This is a genomic window from Cognatiyoonia sp. IB215446 (genome assembly GCF_033963825.1).
Classification (GTDB): domain Bacteria; phylum Pseudomonadota; class Alphaproteobacteria; order Rhodobacterales; family Rhodobacteraceae; genus Yoonia.
The window spans coordinates 924,443-941,537 of sequence record NZ_JAXBMD010000002.1; the positions used below are offsets into that span (position 1 = coordinate 924,443).

Consider the following 17,095-nt stretch of genomic DNA (forward strand, 5'->3'; position numbering starts at 1 on the left):
ATCAATAAGGACTTTTCCGCATGGACTATCAGGCCCTGACCCTCGTGATCCGCAACAATGTCGCGGTGATCACGTTGAACCGCCCCGACGTGATGAACGCACTGAATACACAGATGCGGGCCGAGATCACCCATGCGGTCAAGGCCGCTGAGGCCGAGGCGCGTGTGATCATCCTGACGGGGGCTGGAAAATCCTTTTGCTCGGGCCAGGATCTGGGCGATAGCGGTTCGGCGGCTGCGCTTGATCTCGAACGGACCTTGCGCGACGAATATGTGCCGATGCTGAAGGCGATCTTTGATTGCCGGGTGCCGACGATTTCTGCGGTGAACGGGCCAGCGGCGGGGGCAGGGGCCAATCTGGCCCTGGCGGCGGATGTGGTGATTGCGTCGGAGGATGCGTATTTCGTGCAGGCCTTTACACGCATCGGCCTGATCCCCGATGCTGGCGGGACCTATTGGCTCCCGCGTCAGATGGGGGCGGCCAAGGCGATGGGGGCAGCTTTGTTCGCGGACAAGATCAGCGCGCAACAGGCTTCGGACTGGGGCATGATCTATGAAACCGCGCCTGCGGCGACGTTCCTCGAACATGTCCAAGGCCGGGCGGCGCAACTGGCGCAAGGGCCGACCGTGGCTTACCGGCAGCTGAAAAAGGCGATCCGGGGGTCGTTTGAGAATAGCCTTGATGAGCAATTGGCACTGGAGGCCAAGCTGCAAGGCCGCTGCGGTCAGACCCGAGACTTTCAGGAAGGGGTCGTGGCCTTTCTCGAAAAGCGCAAGGCGGTTTACGAAGGGCGCTAATCGCGCGGTCGTTGCAGGGCAAAGTAAACGCTGTCGGACCAGACACCTTCAATACAAAAGGTGTTCTGCGCCCGATGTGTTTCGCTAAAGCCAAGCGAAATCAACAGATTGATGGATGCTGCATTGCGTGGGTCAACGTCAGCTGTGAGCGCGGGTGTGTTTGTCGCCTCAAAAAGATAAGGGATAATCGCGTTCATCGCCTCGGTCATAATCCCTTGACGCCAGTAATCGGGGTGCAGGAGAAAACCGACCTCATAAGCTTGATGCATACCCGCAGTGCCAATGACCTTGCCATCCTTTTCAATGACGAGGTAAAGCAGTTGCTGTTCGGCAGAACTGATTAGCCGTTCGAGGTTTTCCTGGGTGCGTGCCGGGCTGTCATGCGGGGCCGTCGACCAATACCGCATCGCGCGCCTGTCGCTATAGATACGATAAAGATCATCCAGGTCAGTCTGCCGGGCAGCCCGCAAGGTGAGGCGCTTGGTTCTCAACTCGATGTTGCGGCCCTGGGCCGGGGTAAAAGTCTGGCACAGACTTTTGTCAAAACTCCTTTGAAAGAGTTTTGCATCACCAAGCCTCCAGGAATGTGGCCACAGGATAGTGGCCACGCGCTCCTTTACCGTTTTTCAATGTCGACGTAGTCGCGCTGCAACTCGCCCAAGTAAAGCTGGCGGGGGCGCCCGATTTTCATCTTTGGGTCAGCGAGCTGTTCGGACCATTGCGAAATCCAGCCCACCGTGCGGGCGAGCGCGAAGATTGGCGTGAACATCGATGTGGGGAAACCCATCGCCTCAAGAATAATCCCTGAATAGAAATCGACATTCGGGAACAGTTTCTTGTCCGCGAAGTAAGGATCATTCAGGGCTTGTTTTTCAAGCTCTTTGGCGACCTGCAGGATCGGGTTATTTTCGACGCCCAAGAGGTCCAGCACCTCATCAGCGCTTTCCTTCATGACCTTGGCGCGCGGGTCGAAGTTTTTGTAGACCCTGTGGCCAAAGCCCATCAGCCGGTAGCTGTCATTCTTGTCCTTGGCGCGGGCGATAAATTCGGGAATGCGATCAACGGTGCCAATTTCCTTCAGCATTTCCAGACAGGCCTGGTTCGCGCCGCCATGGGCTGGGCCCCAGAGGCAGGCGATACCCGCTGCGATACATGCAAAGGGGTTCGCGCCGGATGAGGAGGCGAGGCGCACGGTTGATGTCGACGCGTTCTGTTCGTGATCGGCGTGGAGTGTAAATATCCGGTCCATCGCGCGGGCGAGGATCGGGTCCACATGGTATTCCTCGGCCGGAACCGCAAAGCACATCCGTAGGAAGTTCGCTGCATAATCCAGATCGTTGCGTGGATAAACGAAAGGCTGGCCGATTGTGTATTTATATGCCCAGGCGGCGATCGTCGGCATCTTGGCGATCAGACGGATCGTGGCCACTTCGCGCTGATGCGCGTCGGTGATGTCGGTCGAGTCGTGATAAAAGGCAGACATCGCGCCCACGACGCCGACCATAATCGCCATCGGATGCGCGTCGCGCCGGAAGCCCCGGAAGAAATTCGCCATCTGTTCGTGCAGCATGGTGTGGTTGGTCACGAGGCTTTCGAATGTCTCCAGCTGTGTGGCGGACGGCAACTCGCCGTAAAGCAGCAGATAGCAGACTTCGAGGTAATGCGATTTGCTGGCAAGCTGATCAATCGGGTAGCCGCGATGCAAAAGCACTCCCTTGTCGCCGTCGATAAAAGTGATCGTGCTGTCACAGGCGGCGGTGGAGGTGAAACCGGGATCGTAAGTAAAAACATCCGCCAGACCGTAAAGCTTGCGAATGTCGATCACATCAGGACCATCAGAAGGGGAGTGAACAGGCAGTTCATATGTCTCACCCTTGACGGTGAGTGTCGCGGTATCAGTATTCTCGGCCATAAAACTTCCCCTTCTGTCATCGCGCATGCGTTTAGCATCGCCGGCGCGTTTTACCTCGTCGGTGGCCAGTTACCTACCATTCGTAACGAATTGGTTTCAGGCGCTGGCGTCCTGTAGGCGGGCCACTGTCTCCTCCGGCCCCAGGACCAACATCATATCGAACACGCTTGGTGTCACGGACCGCCCTGCAAGCGCCGCCCGGAGCGGGCCTGCAAGTTTGCCAAGTTTCATCTCATGAGCTTCGGCAACGGAGGCGACAACCTGTTCAAGTGCGTCTCGCGTCCAGCTAGCATTTTGCAACTGCGGCGTCAATTCGCTCAGTATACCACGGGATACATCATCGAGGTTCTTTGCGGATTTCTCATCTGCTGAAATCGGGCGATCCGTCAGGATAAAGTGCGCCTTTTCAAGAAGTTCAGGGAATGTCTTCGCGCGCTCTTTCAGGCTGTACATCCCACGCAACATTCCGTCAGATTGTGTTTCAGTGAGGGCGGGTTTGCCGGTTGCGGCAAGAAAAGCCCAGAGTTCTTGCAGCAGTGCAGCATTGTCGGAGGCCGCAATATGCTGACCGCAGAGGCTTTCGAGCTTTTTGGTATCAAATCGCGCGGGCGATTTGCCGATCCCGTCCAGATCAAACCAGTCCTTGGCCTGCGCATCGGTGAAGAACTCGTCATCCCCATGGCTCCAGCCAAGGCGCGTGAGATAGTTGCGCATGCCTGCAGCTGGATAGCCCATGGCCTGATACTCAGCCGCGCCAGTCGCCCCGTGCCGCTTGGAGAGTTTCTTGCCGTCCGGGCCAAAGATCAGAGGAATGTGCGCGAGGGTTGGTTTCGGCCAGCCCATCGCGTCGTAGATCATGTTCTGACGGAAGGCATTGGCCAGATGGTCGTCACCGCGGATCACATGGGTTACGCCGATATCGTGGTCATCCACCACAACGGCGAGCATGTAGACAGGCGTGCCGTCCGAGCGGAGCAGGACCATGTCGTCCAATTGATCGTTGGACCATGTCACATCGCCTTGCACTTCGTCATGCAAGGTCGTCTGCCCATCGCGCGGGGCCTTGATGCGGATCACGTAGGGCGCATCGGGGTGATCTGCTTCCGGCACATCGCGCCAGGGCGAGCGGAAGAGCGTTGAGGTCTTCTCAGCCCGTGCCTTTTCGCGGAAGGTTTCGATTTCTTCTTGTGTACTGAAGCACTTATAGGCCGCACCTTTTGCCAGCAGTTCTTGCGCAACCTCGGCATGGCGCGCGGCATTGGCGGCTTGGCTCATCGGCTCTTCGTCCCAGTCAAGGCCGAGCCAGGTTAGCCCGTTGAGGATGGCCTGCGTGTTCTCAGGGGTTGAGCGCGCCTTGTCCGTGTCTTCGATCCGCAGCAGGAATTTACCGCCTTTGCCGCGCGCATAAAGCCAGTTGAAGAGGGCGGTTCTGGCGCCTCCGATATGCAGCGCACCGGTCGGCGAAGGGGCGAAACGGGTGACAACGGACATGGGGTATTAACCTTTCGCTAACCAGGTTTTCGGTAAGGTTGCGGCCTGGGCCTTGGGCATAGAAGAACGCGAGGTGAAGGACAAGTGCGTGCCGCGATCGAGGCCGCCCTTTTGGCGCAGCGGGGCGCGTTGATCGGCTGGGTGCCGATGTGCCTTGCCATCGGGATCGGGGCCTATTTTGCCTTGCCGGTTGAGCCTGACCTGACGTGGCTAGGGGCGGTCGCTCTGACAGGCCTTGCGGCCTTTCTCGCTTCCCGTTGGGTCAACGTGGCCTATGCGCCGTTCTTCATTGCGCTGATGCTGGTCTGTACGGGGCTTGGTCTTGCCAAATGGCGCAGCGACAGTGTTGCGGCCCCTGTGCTGACGTTCCGCTATTACGGGCCGATTGAGGGCCGTGTGGTCAATATCGACCGCTCCGCCAGTGACGCGACGCGGCTGACACTGGATCAGGTTGTACTGGCGCGGATGTCGCCGGAGCGCACACCGGAACGGGTACGTGTCTCAATCCATGGCGATCAGGTGATCACGGATTTTCGCCCCGGTGAGCGGCTGATCCTGACGGGGCATCTGTCGCCCCCTGCAGGGCCAGCCGAGCCGGGCGGCTTTGATTTTCAGCGTCATGCCTGGTTTTTGCAATTGGGGGCCGTCGGTTACACCCGTACTCCGGTTCTGCGGCTCGCACCGGCAGAACCGGGTAACATGCAGATGCGCATTTTTGCCCTGCGCATGCATCTTTCAACGGCAGTCCAACAGGCAATGCCGGGCGAAACTGGTGCTTTCGCTGCGGCGATCATGACGGGCGACAGGTCCGCGATGGGGCAGGCGGTGCTGACGGACTTGCGGGCGGCGAACCTCGCGCATCTTCTGGCCATTTCAGGGCTGCATATGGGCCTTTTGACCGGGTTCATCTTTGCCGTCACACGCTATGGGCTGGCGCTGATCCCCAATGTGGCGCTGCGCTATCCGACCAAGAAGATCGCCGCCATTTGCGCGTTGTTTGTCGGCGCATTCTATCTGGCCCTGTCGGGGGGCAATGTGGCGACCGAGCGCGCCTTTGTCATGGTGGCGGTCATGCTGGTGGCGGTCTTGCTGGACCGGCGCGCGCTGACGCTGCGCGCGGTGGCGATGGCCGCCATCATCATTTTGGTCTGGCAGCCAGAGGCGCTGACCGGGCCGGGGTTCCAGATGTCATTCGCGGCGACGACGGCGCTGGTCTTTGTCTTTGGCGCGCTGCGCGATGTTGATCTGAGCCGTTTGCCCAACTGGACCCGCCCGGTCCTGTCGGTCGTCATGTCCTCATTTGTGGCGGGACTTGCCACGGCGCCCATTGCCGCCGCGCATTTCAACCAGATCGCCCATTATGGGTTGATTGCGAATGTCCTGAGCGTGCCCTTGATGGGTATTCTGGTGATGCCCGCGGCAGTTCTGGCGCTATGCCTCGCGCCTTTTGGGCTTTGGCAGGTTGGGCTTTGGGCTATGGATCTCGGTCTGCATTGGATACTGTTTGTGGCAAAGACGGTTGCTGGCTTGGATGGTGCGCTCAGCCATGTGCACGCGCCTGATCCTATCGTGCTGCCTCTTCTGGCGCTGGGGCTCTTGGGATTTGTGCTGTGGCGGGGCCGAGGCCGGTCTGCTGGCTTGGTACTGGCGGCGGTCGCGGGGCTCTTTTGGGTACAGAACACCCGCCCGCAGCTCTTGGTCGCGGATAATGGTGCCTTGATCGGTGTGATGACGGCAGAGGGGCGGGCGCTCTCAAAACCGACGGGCAGCGGCTTTGTGGCAGGGATCTGGCTTGAGAATGATGGCAACCCTGTCGCACAGGAGGTTGCCTCTGCGCGGGGCGCTGTCACGCGGGATGGGCGTGTCGTGACCACCAATCTGTCTGGTTGGCGGATCATGCAGGTGTCTGGTAAGACCCCGCTTGCAGCTCTGCCTGATTGCGGTGGCGCGGATGTCCTGATCAGCAATCAGGTGGATGAGGTTGCGCGGCCCTGCGCCGTCTTCGACCTGACGCGCCTGCGGCAGACGGGCTCATTGTCGATGGATGTCTTGCCTGATGGCGATCTTGCGATCACCTCGGCCCGTGTTTTGACCGGTGCAAGACCATGGAATGGTGGTGGACGCGACGCGCAACAGACGATTGTTCTGAGCGCCCAGGAACACCGTCAGACGCTCCTGTCGCAAAACGCGCCAGATCAATAGGTGCGGATCAAACCGACCAACCGGCCTTGAACCTTGACCTGATCGTCTCGGAAAACGCGTGTCTCATAGGCGGGGTTGGCGGCCTCAAGCGCGATGGCATTACCATTGCGCCGGAAGCGTTTCAGCGTCGCCTCTTGTCCTTCGACCAGTGCGACAACGATGTCGCCATTATCGGCCACTGACGTCTCTTTGATCACCACGACATCGCCATCATTGATGCCGGCGTCGATCATCGAATCGCCTTTGACTTCAAGGGCATAATGTTCGCCCCCGCCGACCATTGATTGTGGAACAGAGACCTTGTGTGAGACCTGGCTGATCGCCTCAATCGGCACACCGGCCGCGATCCGGCCCATCACGGGCAGCTCAATCGCCCCGTTATCAATGGGCAGTGCTTTGGGCGGCGTACGATCCGGCTTGTCACCGTCAATGACGCGCGGTGTGAAGCCTGATTTGGCTTGCATGGAATCCGGCAGCTTCACGATCTCAAGCGCGCGCGCTCGATGGGCCAATCTGCGGATAAAGCCGCGTTCCTCAAGTGCCGTGATCAGCCGGTGAATCCCGGATTTCGAGCGCAGATCAAGCGCCTCTTTCATCTCATCAAAGCTGGGCGGTACACCGTCACGCTGCACCCGCTTGTGGATAAACTCCAAGAGATCCAGTTGTTTTTTCGTCAACATTGGGCTGCTCCCCCACCGTGGTTTTTCTTATGTTCTATTGATGTTCCTGTTTTGTGTCAATTGCCTTGATGTTGGGCATTGGAGGTTAAAGATGAATGATCTCAACCACCTCGCCTTTCGCGCGTGCGCCATCGGCGATGGGGCGGACGACAAGGCAGTTAGCATCGGCGAGCACGGTGAGTAGGGAACTGTCTTGTCGGTCGAACACGGTCACACCGTCAGAGCCCAGCCGGGCGCGCATATAGTGTTCACGTGGTCCATTTGGCCCGATGGGCGCTGCAAGCGGGGCGGTTTCGCGTGGTGCAGGTGCTTCGCCAAGACCCAGCATTTTGCTTATGACGGGTAGAACGAAGATTTGTCCGCAAACCATCGCGGAAACCGGGTTGCCCGGCAGGCCGATCATGGTCGCATCGCCCATCCGGCCCGCCATCAGCGGTTTGCCCGGACGCATCGCGATCTTGTAAAAGGCGCGTTCCATCCCCTGTTCCTGAGCGATGTCGCCGACCAGATCATGGTCGCCGACCGAGGCGCCGCCGATGGTGATGATCAGGTCCGCATCTTCGGCGAGATCAAAGGCGAGCCGCAGGGCAGGAGCATCGTCGCGGGCAATGGGCAGGAGGCGGGCGACGGCGCCACTCTGTTCGACCAATGCGGCGAGGCCGTAGCTGTTGGAGGCGATGATCTGGTCCGGGCCGGGGTGCTCGCCAGGTTGGACGAGTTCATCGCCCGTTGCAATGATCGCGACAATCGGTTTGCGCTTCACCGGAGCTTTGGCGATGTTCATGGATGCAAGAAGGGCGATGTCAGACGGCGACAAAAGGCGTGGGGCGCGGATCGTGTCTCCGACGCCAAAATCCGCTCCGGCAGGCCGTACATGTGGCTTTGCGTCAAGGCCTTCGATCAAGGTGATCATGTCACCCTCGCGCTCCACATCCTCTTGAATGATCACTCGGTCAGCTCCATCAGGCAGTGGCGCACCGGTAAAGATGCGCACGGCCTGTCCGCCGGTGACTTCGCCGTCAAAGCGATGTCCTGCCGCCGCTTCGCCGATCACTTTCAGGCGTGTACCCGGCTTTGCATCTGCGTCTTTTACAGCATAGCCATCCATGGCTGAAGCGGCAAAGGGTGGTTGATCCCGCTTCGCCGAAAGGTCCTGAGCCAGAACGCGGCCAGCCGCCTCGCGCAGTTGTACATGTTCGGTCTCCCCCGGTTTCACCAGCGCGAAAAGATGGGCCAGCGCCTCTTGGGTGCTGATCATGGGTTCTCGAACCGCCCGGACTTGCCGCCATCCTTGAAGGTCAGGCGGATGCCGCCGATTTTCATATCCTTCTGCACGGCCTTGACCATATCGTAGATGGTGAGGGCTGCGGTGCTGACGGCGGTCAGCGCCTCCATCTCCACCCCGGTTTGCCCGCCGGTTTTGACGGTCGCCTGAATGCGGATGCCGGGGAGGGCTGCGTCGGGTGAAAGGTCAAGTGCCACCTTGGTGATGGGCAACGGATGGCAGAGCGGGATTAGATCGGCGGTCTTCTTGGCGCCGGTGATCCCCGCAACCCGCGCGATGCCCAGCACGTCACCTTTGTCGGCGCGGCCTTCTTCAATCATCGCAAGGGTCTCGGGGGTCATCTTCACATACCCCTCGGCCACGGCAATCCGCGCGGTGACGGGTTTGTCGGATACGTCCACCATGTGCGCCTTGCCGTCGCGATCAAAATGCGAAAGTCCCATGGCTCACATCCCCCCTTGCGGCGGATTGGCAAGCAGGGCGCGCGTTGCTGCGGCCACATCCTCCTGCCGCATCAGGCTTTCACCAATCAGGAACGTGCGCGCGCCGTAGCGGGCCATGTCTGCGAGATCTTCTGCCGTGTTCAGCCCGCTTTCGCAGACGATGGTGCGGTCGGTGGGGACAAGCTTTGACAGGGTCCGTGTCGTATCAAGCGTGGTCTCAAAGGTCTTGAGGTTGCGGTTGTTGATCCCCATGAGGGGCGATTTGAGCAGGCTCGCGCGTTCAAGCTCCGCCGCATCATGGACCTCCAAAAGTACATCCATGCCCCATGCGAACGCAGCCTCCTCCAGCTCTTGCGCCTGAGCATCGCTGACGCTCGCCATGATAATCAGGATGCAATCTGCATGCAGCGCGCGCGCCTCGGCCACCTGATAGGTGTCATACATGAAATCCTTGCGCAGGGCGGGGAGGTCGCAGGCGCTGCGGGCTGCCGTGAGGTAGCTGTCATCGCCCTGAAATGACGGGCTATCCGTCAGAACCGAAAGGCAAGTCGCACCCCCCTCGGCGTAGGCCTCCGCGAGGGCGGGCGGGTCGAAATCGGCGCGGATTAACCCCTTGGATGGGCTGGCCTTTTTGATTTCGGCAATCAGGCCATAGCCTTCGCGCGCCGCATCGGCGAGGCGTTCGGCAAAGCCGCGCACGGGCGGGGCGTCCTGCGCGCGCGCCTCGATGTCGCTCAGGGGTAGATTGGCCTTGCGGTTTGCGACCTCTTCCAGCTTGTAGGTTTTGATCTTTTCCAGAATGTCGCTCATGGGTCCGCCCAGTGGATTGGCTCTTGGTCCCGATCAATAAGCCACTGGTTCACCTTTGAAAATGGGCGTGACCCGAAAAACCCGCGATGGACAGACAAGGGTGAGGGATGGGCGGATGTGTGGATGAGGTGATGCGCGGCAAGGGGCTTGGCAAATGTCCCAGCGGGGCCACCCCAGAGGAGAAAGGCACGGGGTGCGGCGTTCAGATGGTCGAGGACCTGATTGACCAGCTTTGTCCAACCGATCTTCGCATGGGCCTTGGGACGCCCGGGTGGGACGGTAAGGGCGGTGTTCAGCAAGAGCACCCCCTGGTCGGCCCAGTCGGTCAGGTCCGTCTCGCCGCGCTCCACGGCAATATCATCGGCGATCTCTCTGAAAATATTGCCCAAACTGTCCAGGCGGCCGCCAAAATCCGTAGGGATTGAGAAGGCGAGGCCGTCCGCTTTGCCCGGCGTATGATAAGGGTCCTGTCCGATGATCACCACCTTTGTCTGCTCCGGCTGACAAAGCTCCAGCGCCCGAAAGGTCAGCTTTGGCGGCGGCAGGATGTCGGTGCCAACACGCTCCGCGATTGCGGGCAGGTCATCAGAAAAGAAAGGCAAGTCACCCCATGCGCCGAGGCGTGAGAGGTCGAACATCACCCTGCCGACGTGATGCGCGCCAGCGTTTCGAGCGCATGTTTCGCGCGGCCAGTGTCGATGCTGTCCTTGGCCAACGCAACGCCATCGGGCAGAGCCTCACCCTTGCCCGCCACCAGAAGGGCTGCCGCTGCGTTAAGTAATACGGCGTCGCGATATGCGCTCTCTTGCCCGTCCAATAGGGCGCGCAAGGCATCCGCATTTTCTTCAGGCGTGCCGCCAATGATCGCGCTGAAATCATGTGTCGGCAGGCCCGCATCCGCTGGGGTGATCTCGAACTCTCGAACAGCACCGTCCTCAATCGCCGCAACCCAGGATGTGCCGGTGATCGTCAACTCATCCGTTCCGTCCGAACCATGGACAAGCCAAGCCTTGTCCGATCCTAAGGCAAGCAAGGTTTCGGCCATGGGCCGGATCAGATCGCGGCTGAAAGCGCCAGTCAGTTGGCGCTTTACGCCAGCGGGATTTGTCAACGGACCCAATATGTTAAAGATCGTTCTTGTGCCAAGTTCGGCACGCGTTGGCATCACATGTCTAATCGCCGGGTGATGCATCGGCGCCATCATGAAACCGATGCCCGCCTCGGCCAGCCCGCGTTCAACGACATCCGGGCCAACCATCACATTGATCCCCATCTGACCCTGCACATCAGCGGTGCCTGACTTGGATGACAGGTTGCGGTTGCCGTGTTTTGCCACGGGCACCCCCGCGCCCGCCACGACAAAGGCCGTTGCCGTTGAGATATTCAAGGTGTGTTTGCCATCGCCACCGGTGCCCACGATGTCCATCGCGCCTCCGGGCGCTTTCACCGGCAGACACTTCGCGCGCATCACCGCTGCGGCGGCGGCATATTCGTCAACGGTTTCACCGCGTGTGCGCAAGGCCATAAGGAACCCACCGATTTGCGACGGGGTCGCGTCACCGTCAAAAAGGATTTCGAATGCCTCTTCAGCCTCTGCACGGCTCAAGGGGCCTTCTGCCGCGGCATGGATTAGCGGTTTGAGCGCCTCGCTCATGCGGGCACCCTTGTCAGGTCGAGGAAGTTCTGCAGCAGCTTGTGCCCGTGCTCCGACGCGATGCTCTCTGGGTGAAACTGCACGCCGTGAATGGGCAGGTCTTTATGCTGCAGGCCCATGATTGTGCCGTCCTCAAGTTCGGCTGTGATCTCAAGACTGGTGGGCAGGGTGGCACGATCAACAACGAGAGAGTGGTAACGTGTAGCGTCAAAGGGGCTTGGCAGATTGGCAAAGACGCCCTTTCCGGTATGCCGCATCGCGCCCATCTTGCCATGCACGATCTCATGACAGCGGACGACCTTGCCGCCAAAGGCCTCTCCGATCGCCTGATGACCCAGGCAAACGCCCATCAGCGGCGTCCTTGTCTCGGCGGCGGCGGCAACAAGCGCTAGGCAGATGCCCGCCTGCGACGGATCGCAAGGACCGGGTGACAGCAAAATCGCATCCGGGCGCATCGCCATCGCTTCTTGCGTATTCAGCGCATCATTGCGCCGCACGACCACCTCCGCGCCCAATTCGCCCAGGTAATGGACCAGGTTATAGGTGAAACTGTCGTAGTTATCGATGAGCAGCAGCATGGTATAATCCCGCGTAAAGCGAATTAGGGGCTACCGCCAAACCCATCGCTGACGGTATAAGTTGTGCTATACATGGGCCGGGACGCGATATGGCGTCAAGGTGGAACGGCGTGGTCAAGCGCGTATGACAAGGTGAGTGGCAGTATGAGCGGGTATGTATCGGGCAGCTTATGGGGGCTGATACTGGGCGGTGTGGGCCTCGGCCTTGCATCGCAAGTCGGCGATTTACCGGCAGGAAATGCGCCGCCGGAAACCCCGCAAGTGGCCGCGCCCCAGGCCGCTGCAGAAACCTCAATCGCCGTGATCGAAGCGCCCGAACCGGCCCCCGAAGAGCCTGTCGTGGCTGTCGAGACACCGCAGGTTGAACAGCCAGAGGTTGATGTCGCCGCGCCATTAACTGAGACGACACCGCCAGCGCCGCCCGCCGCGCCTGCCGTGACAACTGAGTTGGTCGTCCCCACGCCGAGTGAAGACCCGGACATCACGCGCGAGCCAGAGCCGCCGCAATTGCCGCGCGATGTCGTCACTGCGCCGATTGCTCCTGCGCCAGAGCAAAACGTGGTGATCGCCACAAAACCACCCGCGCCGGACGTCGAGCCCGAGACTGCAGAAGAGGAACCATCGGTCGTTGCAGTCGAGCCGGAAGAACCGATTGTTCCCGCTGAAACAGTTGCGGAGGCCGCGCCTGCCGAGCCCGAAGATCAGCCAGTGCCGTCGAGTGATGTCGCGACCGCGCCCGCCGCGCCAACGAATCCGCCAGAGCCATCCACTGACGTTGCGGCCGCGCCTACTCAACCAGAGGTTTCGTCAGCGCCATCAAGCGATGTGGCAGATGCGCCTACCGCAACCGAATCCATCGTCCCAGTCCCAGAGACCACAGTCCCAGAGACCGTCGTCGCAGAACCGGTTGTGCCCGAGGAGGACAGTGCTCCCGATGTGCCGCAACCTGCCGAAGCGCCGCCCGTCGCGATCGTGGCTATTCCGCCGGTGGAGGAAACACCACAACCTGCCCCTGAAATCATCGCGGTGCAGGACACAACCGAAACACCGCTGCCGCAGGTCAATAGCGGTGTCCGCGTGAACCGCCCGGGCGCAGAACCGTCCGAGACCGCAGGGCAGGAGGCGGAAGTTGTGGTTGACGATAGCGGCCTTGACGATCTGCCTGCGCTTGAACGCTATGCAACCGTGTTTGAGGCCACACCGGATGTGCCGCTGATGTCGATCCTTCTGGTCGATGAGGGGCAGGGCAATGGTGCTGCGCAAATCGCCGCGTTGCCATTTCCGGCCACCGTCGTTGTCGATGCGCTGGCGGATGATGCGACCTCGCGGATGCAGGCCTATCGTGATGCTGGCGTGGAAGTCGTGATTCAGACATCGCTTCCCGCAGGGGCGGTTCCCACAGATGTTGAGGTGGCATTTGAAGCGGCCTTTGACATCCTGCCTGAAACGGTTGCGCTGTTCTCCGGCGCGAATGGTCTTTTGCAGAGTAACCGTGCCGTCACCACGCAGGTGATCGAGGTGCTGCAATCAGAGGGACGCGGCCTGATCGTTGTTGAACGTGGTCTCAGCAATGCAATCCGGGGCGCTGAACAGGTCGGATTGCCCGCCGCGCCAGTCTTGCGTGCCCTTGATGCCGAAGGCGCGCCTGCTATCGGACGGGCACTTGATCAGGCCGCGTTCCGTGCACGTCAGGCGGGGAACGGGATCATCTTGGCTAACCTGACCGACGATACGATTGCAGCACTTGCCTCATGGGGCGCCGAGAATGACGGCGCGCAGATCGCACTCGCCCCCGTCTCAGCCATTCTGCAAGGCAGCGTCGCTGCAGAGTAAGGTCAGTTTCCGCTGCCGTTGAACATGCGTGCATCCGCTGCTGCTTTGCGGATCGCGTTGGATTTGTGCACGGTTTCCTGAAACTCGGCCTCTGCATCGCTGTCATAGACGACACCGCCGCCCGCCTGAATGTAGAGCTTTTCGTCCTTCAGCACCGCTGTGCGTAGCGCGATGCACATATCCATGTCGCCGCCCGCGCTGAAATAGCCGCAGCCACCACCATAGACGCCGCGCTTTTCAGGCTCCAACTCGTCAATGATCTCCATGGCGCGGACTTTCGGCGCGCCAGAGACCGTGCCCGCAGGCATGCCCGCGAAAAACGCGCTCAGCGCGTCCTGATCATCGGCCAGTTCGCCAACCACATTTGAGACAATATGCATCACGTGGCTGTAGCGTTCGACAATGAACTTTTCGGTTGGGCGCACGGTGCCGACCTTACTCACCTTGGCGGTATCGTTTCGACCAAGATCCAGCAGCATCAGATGCTCGGCCAGTTCCTTTTCATCGGCCAAAAGGCTTGCCTCATGCGCCTTGTCTTCCTCTGGCGTTGCACCGCGTGGTCGCGTGCCTGCGATGGGACGGATCGTGACCTCATTGCCGAAGACTCGGACCAGGATCTCGGGACTGGCGCCAATCACCTGAAAACCGCCGAAGTTGAAAAAGAACATGAAAGGTGAGGGGTTGGTGCGCCGCAAAGAGCGATAAAGCGCGAAGGGCGGTTCGCGAAAATCCTGGGTCCAGCGCTGCGCGGGGACGACCTGAAAGATATCACCTGCGCGAATATACTCTTTGGCCTTTTCCACCGCATCAAGATAGCCCTGATGGGTAAAGTTCGACACGGGCGGCGCCACAGGAGCAGGGTCTGCCAGACTGCGTGTTTCGCTGGGCATAGGCCGCTCCAGCGCGCGTTGTGCGTCCATGACGCGCTCAGCCGCTTGCGCATAAGCGGCACGGGCCGAAAGATCGGATTTAACGTAAGCGGGGGCGACCAGAATGACATCGCCCTTCACCCCATCAAGCACTGCTACAACGGACGGCCGCATCATCACCGCGTCAGGCAGATCAAGCGGATCGGGGTTCATGTCAGGCAGATGTTCGATCAGCCGGATCATGTCATAACCCAGATAGCCAAAAAGTCCCGCCGAGGCGGCAGGCAGATCGGCGGGCAGGCTGATCCGCGATTCGGCGAGAAGTGCCCGCAGTGCTGTCAAAGGATCATCCGACAAATCCTCAAATGCGTCATCGTCAAAGCGCGCATTGCGGTTCACGCATGAGGTCGTGCCGCGACATTCCCAGACCAGATCGGGGTTCATCCCGATGATCGAATAGCGTCCGCGCACCTCGCCGCCCGTCACACTTTCGAGCATGAAGGCATTTTTGCCCGCGCCCGAAAGCTTCAGCATCAGTGATACGGGCGTGTCGAGATCGGCGGCAATCCGGGTAAACACGATCTGGTTTTCGCCCGCATCATAGCCTTTGGCGAAATCGGCATAATCAGGCGAAAGTGGCATTTGCGACCTATCGGAACTGGGCGTTCACGGCGTTGAGGGTGGTTTCGTTGATCGTCAGCTCCGTCCGCTCCTGCAGCGCTGTCGCATAGGCGTCAAAGATATCCTGCGCGATGCCTTGGGCCGCCGTATCGGCCAAAGCCTCTCGCTGCGCGATGGTGCCTTCGTCAGCAGGGTCGGGCGGGCGGACATCGTCAAGCCGGACGATGAGCGCACGGTCGGTTGCGTCAATGACGCGGACTTCACCGATGGCCATTTCAAAGATCTGGTCATTGAAATTAGGTGGGGTGCCTTCGACAAAGCTACGCCTTGTGAGGTCGGCATCGGTTTGCGGGATCAGATCAAGGGTCGTGAAGTCGGTGAGTGCCTGAATGTCGGCAGCGATCTCTTCTGCCGTGTCGATCAACGCCTCTTGCCGCGCCTGTGCCTGCCATGCATCGCGCACGGCGTCGCGGACTTCGTCAAGCGGTTGCAGGGTGGGTGGTGTGATCCCGTCAAGGCGCAGGGCAAAGACGCCGCCATCTGCCAGATCGTGCAGTTCGGCAAAGGCACCCTCCTGCACCTGTGCGGCCTCGCGCCGAAAGGCGTCATAGGCGGCGATGCCTTCGAAAATCTCCGCCGTCCAGTTGATGCTGCCAAGCTCCATATCCGTGCGTTCGGCCAGATCCTCCATCGACGCACCGCCGGCCAGAAGATCGATGATCCCGTTGGCACTATCATTGATGAAGCCACGCGCCGCTTCGGTGGCCAGTTCCTCGCGCAGGATCGGCGTGGCCTCTTCCAGGCTTGTTTCCTGTGCTTGCAGAATGGCGTTCATCCGGAAAAGCGCGGGACCAAGTGGGGAGTTGTAAGGGCCGACAACATCGCCGGGGCCAGCGGCAAAGACGGCCTCACCAGCGCCGCGCAGGTCCTCTTCGCTGACATCGCCAAGATCGATGTCGGCAAGGGAGAGCCCGCGTTCGACCACGAGGTCCTCAAATGTTGCTTCGCCCGCATTGACGCGGCCAATCGCCTCTTCCGCGCGGGCCTGATCAAGATAGACAAGGCGTTCGACAAGGCGCCGTTCCGGCTGCACAAACTCATTGATCCGCGCCTGATAAAGCGCTTCGACGCTGCTGTCGGCCACCTCCATCTGGTCCTGGATCATCGTGGGCGTGAGCCAGGCATAGGTGATGTCGCGGGTTTCGGGCAGCGTGAACGCCTCAGGGTTCGCGTCATAATAGGCTTGCTGGTCGGCTTCGGTGGCACCGGGAACGGGTGAGGTCAGCGCATCTGCATCAACAATGGCCCAGGTGATGTCGCGTCGCTCGCCGATGTATTGCACTAGCGCATCGGCATAGGCGTCCACGGCCGGGATGCCGCTGACAACCGCGCCTTGCAGCAACGTGCGTGCGATTTCTTCACGAAGCCCGGTTTCAAACTCGGAGGGTGTCTGGCCCGATTGTTGCAGCGCAAGCCGGTAGGTTTCGCGATTAAAGCCGCCCGCACCCTGGAATGACGGGATCCTTTGAAGGCGATCAAAGACGCGTTCGTCTCCGGCTGAGATACCCAGTTGCGCCGCCTCATTGTCGAGCGCACGGGTCAGGATGATCTGCGCGAGCGCTGCCCTATCGATCCCAAATGCCTGCGCCTGCTGCAGCGAGATGGGCTGCCCGAATTGTGCAGACAGCGCGCGCACCTGCTCGTTCAGGGCACGCTGATAGGCGGCCACGCTGATCTCTTTTTCGCCAACGGTGCCGACGGGGCGCAAATTGCCGGAAAGACCGCCTGTTCCGAACCCGGCCAAGCCGACCAGAATGACCCCGACGATGATCCATGCGCCGTACCGCGTCTTGCCTTTTTCAGCCATTTTCTGCCAATCCGCCCTTTGAGATTGGGCATGAATACGGTCCCCTGCGGCGC

General features: G+C 60.3%; 15 protein-coding genes. 3 read left to right on the plus strand and 12 right to left on the minus strand.

Translation table 11 applies throughout. The features are described 5' to 3' along the window. Nucleotides 1-20 precede the first annotated feature (20 nt). Complete coding sequence (locus SLH49_RS12140; protein ID WP_320269403.1) at nucleotides 21-797, plus strand: enoyl-CoA hydratase-related protein; 777 nt, start codon at nucleotides 21-23, stop codon at nucleotides 795-797. Here the strand turns inward: SLH49_RS12140 and SLH49_RS12145 are convergent. The 3 genes from SLH49_RS12145 to gltX all read right to left on the minus strand — a co-directional run bounded on the left by SLH49_RS12145 (nucleotide 794) and on the right by gltX (nucleotide 4,200). Continuing rightward, nucleotides 794-1,288 (minus strand): GNAT family N-acetyltransferase, encoded by a 495-nt coding sequence (locus SLH49_RS12145; protein ID WP_320269404.1) that lies wholly within the window; start codon nucleotides 1,286-1,288, stop codon nucleotides 794-796. The two genes, SLH49_RS12140 and SLH49_RS12145, sit on opposite strands and share 4 nt — an antisense overlap. A gap of 125 nt (nucleotides 1,289-1,413) precedes the next feature. Next, complete coding sequence (gltA, locus tag SLH49_RS12150; RefSeq protein ID WP_320269405.1) at nucleotides 1,414-2,709, minus strand: citrate synthase; 1,296 nt, start codon at nucleotides 2,707-2,709, stop codon at nucleotides 1,414-1,416. A gap of 96 nt (nucleotides 2,710-2,805) precedes the next feature. Continuing rightward, entirely contained in the window at nucleotides 2,806-4,200 is a 1,395-nt protein-coding gene (gene gltX / locus SLH49_RS12155) for a glutamate--tRNA ligase (RefSeq protein WP_320269406.1), read from the minus strand. 84 nt (nucleotides 4,201-4,284) lie between these two features. Between gltX and SLH49_RS12160 the strand changes: the two genes are divergently transcribed. Further along, nucleotides 4,285-6,402, plus strand: coding sequence for a ComEC/Rec2 family competence protein (locus tag SLH49_RS12160; protein WP_413785283.1), 2,118 nt, complete (start codon nucleotides 4,285-4,287; stop codon nucleotides 6,400-6,402). Here the strand turns inward: SLH49_RS12160 and lexA are convergent. From lexA to SLH49_RS12195, 7 genes are all read right to left on the minus strand, one after another. Then, complete coding sequence (gene lexA / locus SLH49_RS12165; protein ID WP_320240097.1) at nucleotides 6,396-7,082, minus strand: transcriptional repressor LexA; 687 nt, start codon at nucleotides 7,080-7,082, stop codon at nucleotides 6,396-6,398. The genes SLH49_RS12160 and lexA overlap by 7 nt on opposite strands. 85 nt (nucleotides 7,083-7,167) lie before the next feature. Further along, nucleotides 7,168-8,340 (minus strand): gephyrin-like molybdotransferase Glp, encoded by a 1,173-nt coding sequence (gene glp / locus SLH49_RS12170; protein WP_320269407.1) that lies wholly within the window; start codon nucleotides 8,338-8,340, stop codon nucleotides 7,168-7,170. Continuing rightward, nucleotides 8,337-8,810, minus strand: coding sequence for a cyclic pyranopterin monophosphate synthase MoaC (gene moaC / locus SLH49_RS12175; protein WP_320269408.1), 474 nt, complete (start codon nucleotides 8,808-8,810; stop codon nucleotides 8,337-8,339). Before moaC ends, glp begins: the two co-directional genes overlap by 4 nt. A gap of 3 nt (nucleotides 8,811-8,813) precedes the next feature. Continuing rightward, nucleotides 8,814-9,620, minus strand: a complete 807-nt coding sequence (gene trpC, locus SLH49_RS12180; protein ID WP_320269409.1) for an indole-3-glycerol phosphate synthase TrpC — start codon at nucleotides 9,618-9,620, stop codon at nucleotides 8,814-8,816. Continuing rightward, on the minus strand, nucleotides 9,617-10,258 hold the full coding sequence (locus tag SLH49_RS12185; protein WP_320269410.1) for a uracil-DNA glycosylase: 642 nt from the start codon (nucleotides 10,256-10,258) through the stop codon (nucleotides 9,617-9,619). Before SLH49_RS12185 ends, trpC begins: the two co-directional genes overlap by 4 nt. Then, entirely contained in the window at nucleotides 10,258-11,274 is a 1,017-nt protein-coding gene (gene trpD / locus SLH49_RS12190) for an anthranilate phosphoribosyltransferase (RefSeq protein WP_320269411.1), read from the minus strand. Before trpD ends, SLH49_RS12185 begins: the two co-directional genes overlap by 1 nt. After that, entirely contained in the window at nucleotides 11,271-11,852 is a 582-nt protein-coding gene (locus SLH49_RS12195) for an aminodeoxychorismate/anthranilate synthase component II (protein WP_320269412.1), read from the minus strand. The genes trpD and SLH49_RS12195 overlap by 4 nt, the downstream gene beginning before the upstream one ends. A 144-nt stretch (nucleotides 11,853-11,996) precedes the next feature. Between SLH49_RS12195 and SLH49_RS12200 the strand changes: the two genes are divergently transcribed. Beyond that, nucleotides 11,997-13,685, plus strand: coding sequence for a divergent polysaccharide deacetylase family protein (locus tag SLH49_RS12200; RefSeq protein ID WP_320269413.1), 1,689 nt, complete (start codon nucleotides 11,997-11,999; stop codon nucleotides 13,683-13,685). A 2-nt stretch (nucleotides 13,686-13,687) separates the two neighbouring features. Here SLH49_RS12200 and trpE read toward each other — a convergent pair whose 3' ends face one another. Continuing rightward, on the minus strand, nucleotides 13,688-15,196 hold the full coding sequence (gene trpE, locus SLH49_RS12205; RefSeq protein ID WP_320269414.1) for an anthranilate synthase component I: 1,509 nt from the start codon (nucleotides 15,194-15,196) through the stop codon (nucleotides 13,688-13,690). A gap of 7 nt (nucleotides 15,197-15,203) precedes the next feature. After that, on the minus strand, nucleotides 15,204-17,042 hold the full coding sequence (locus tag SLH49_RS12210; RefSeq protein ID WP_320269415.1) for a peptidyl-prolyl cis-trans isomerase: 1,839 nt from the start codon (nucleotides 17,040-17,042) through the stop codon (nucleotides 15,204-15,206). Between the last annotated feature and the right edge of the window lie 53 nt (nucleotides 17,043-17,095).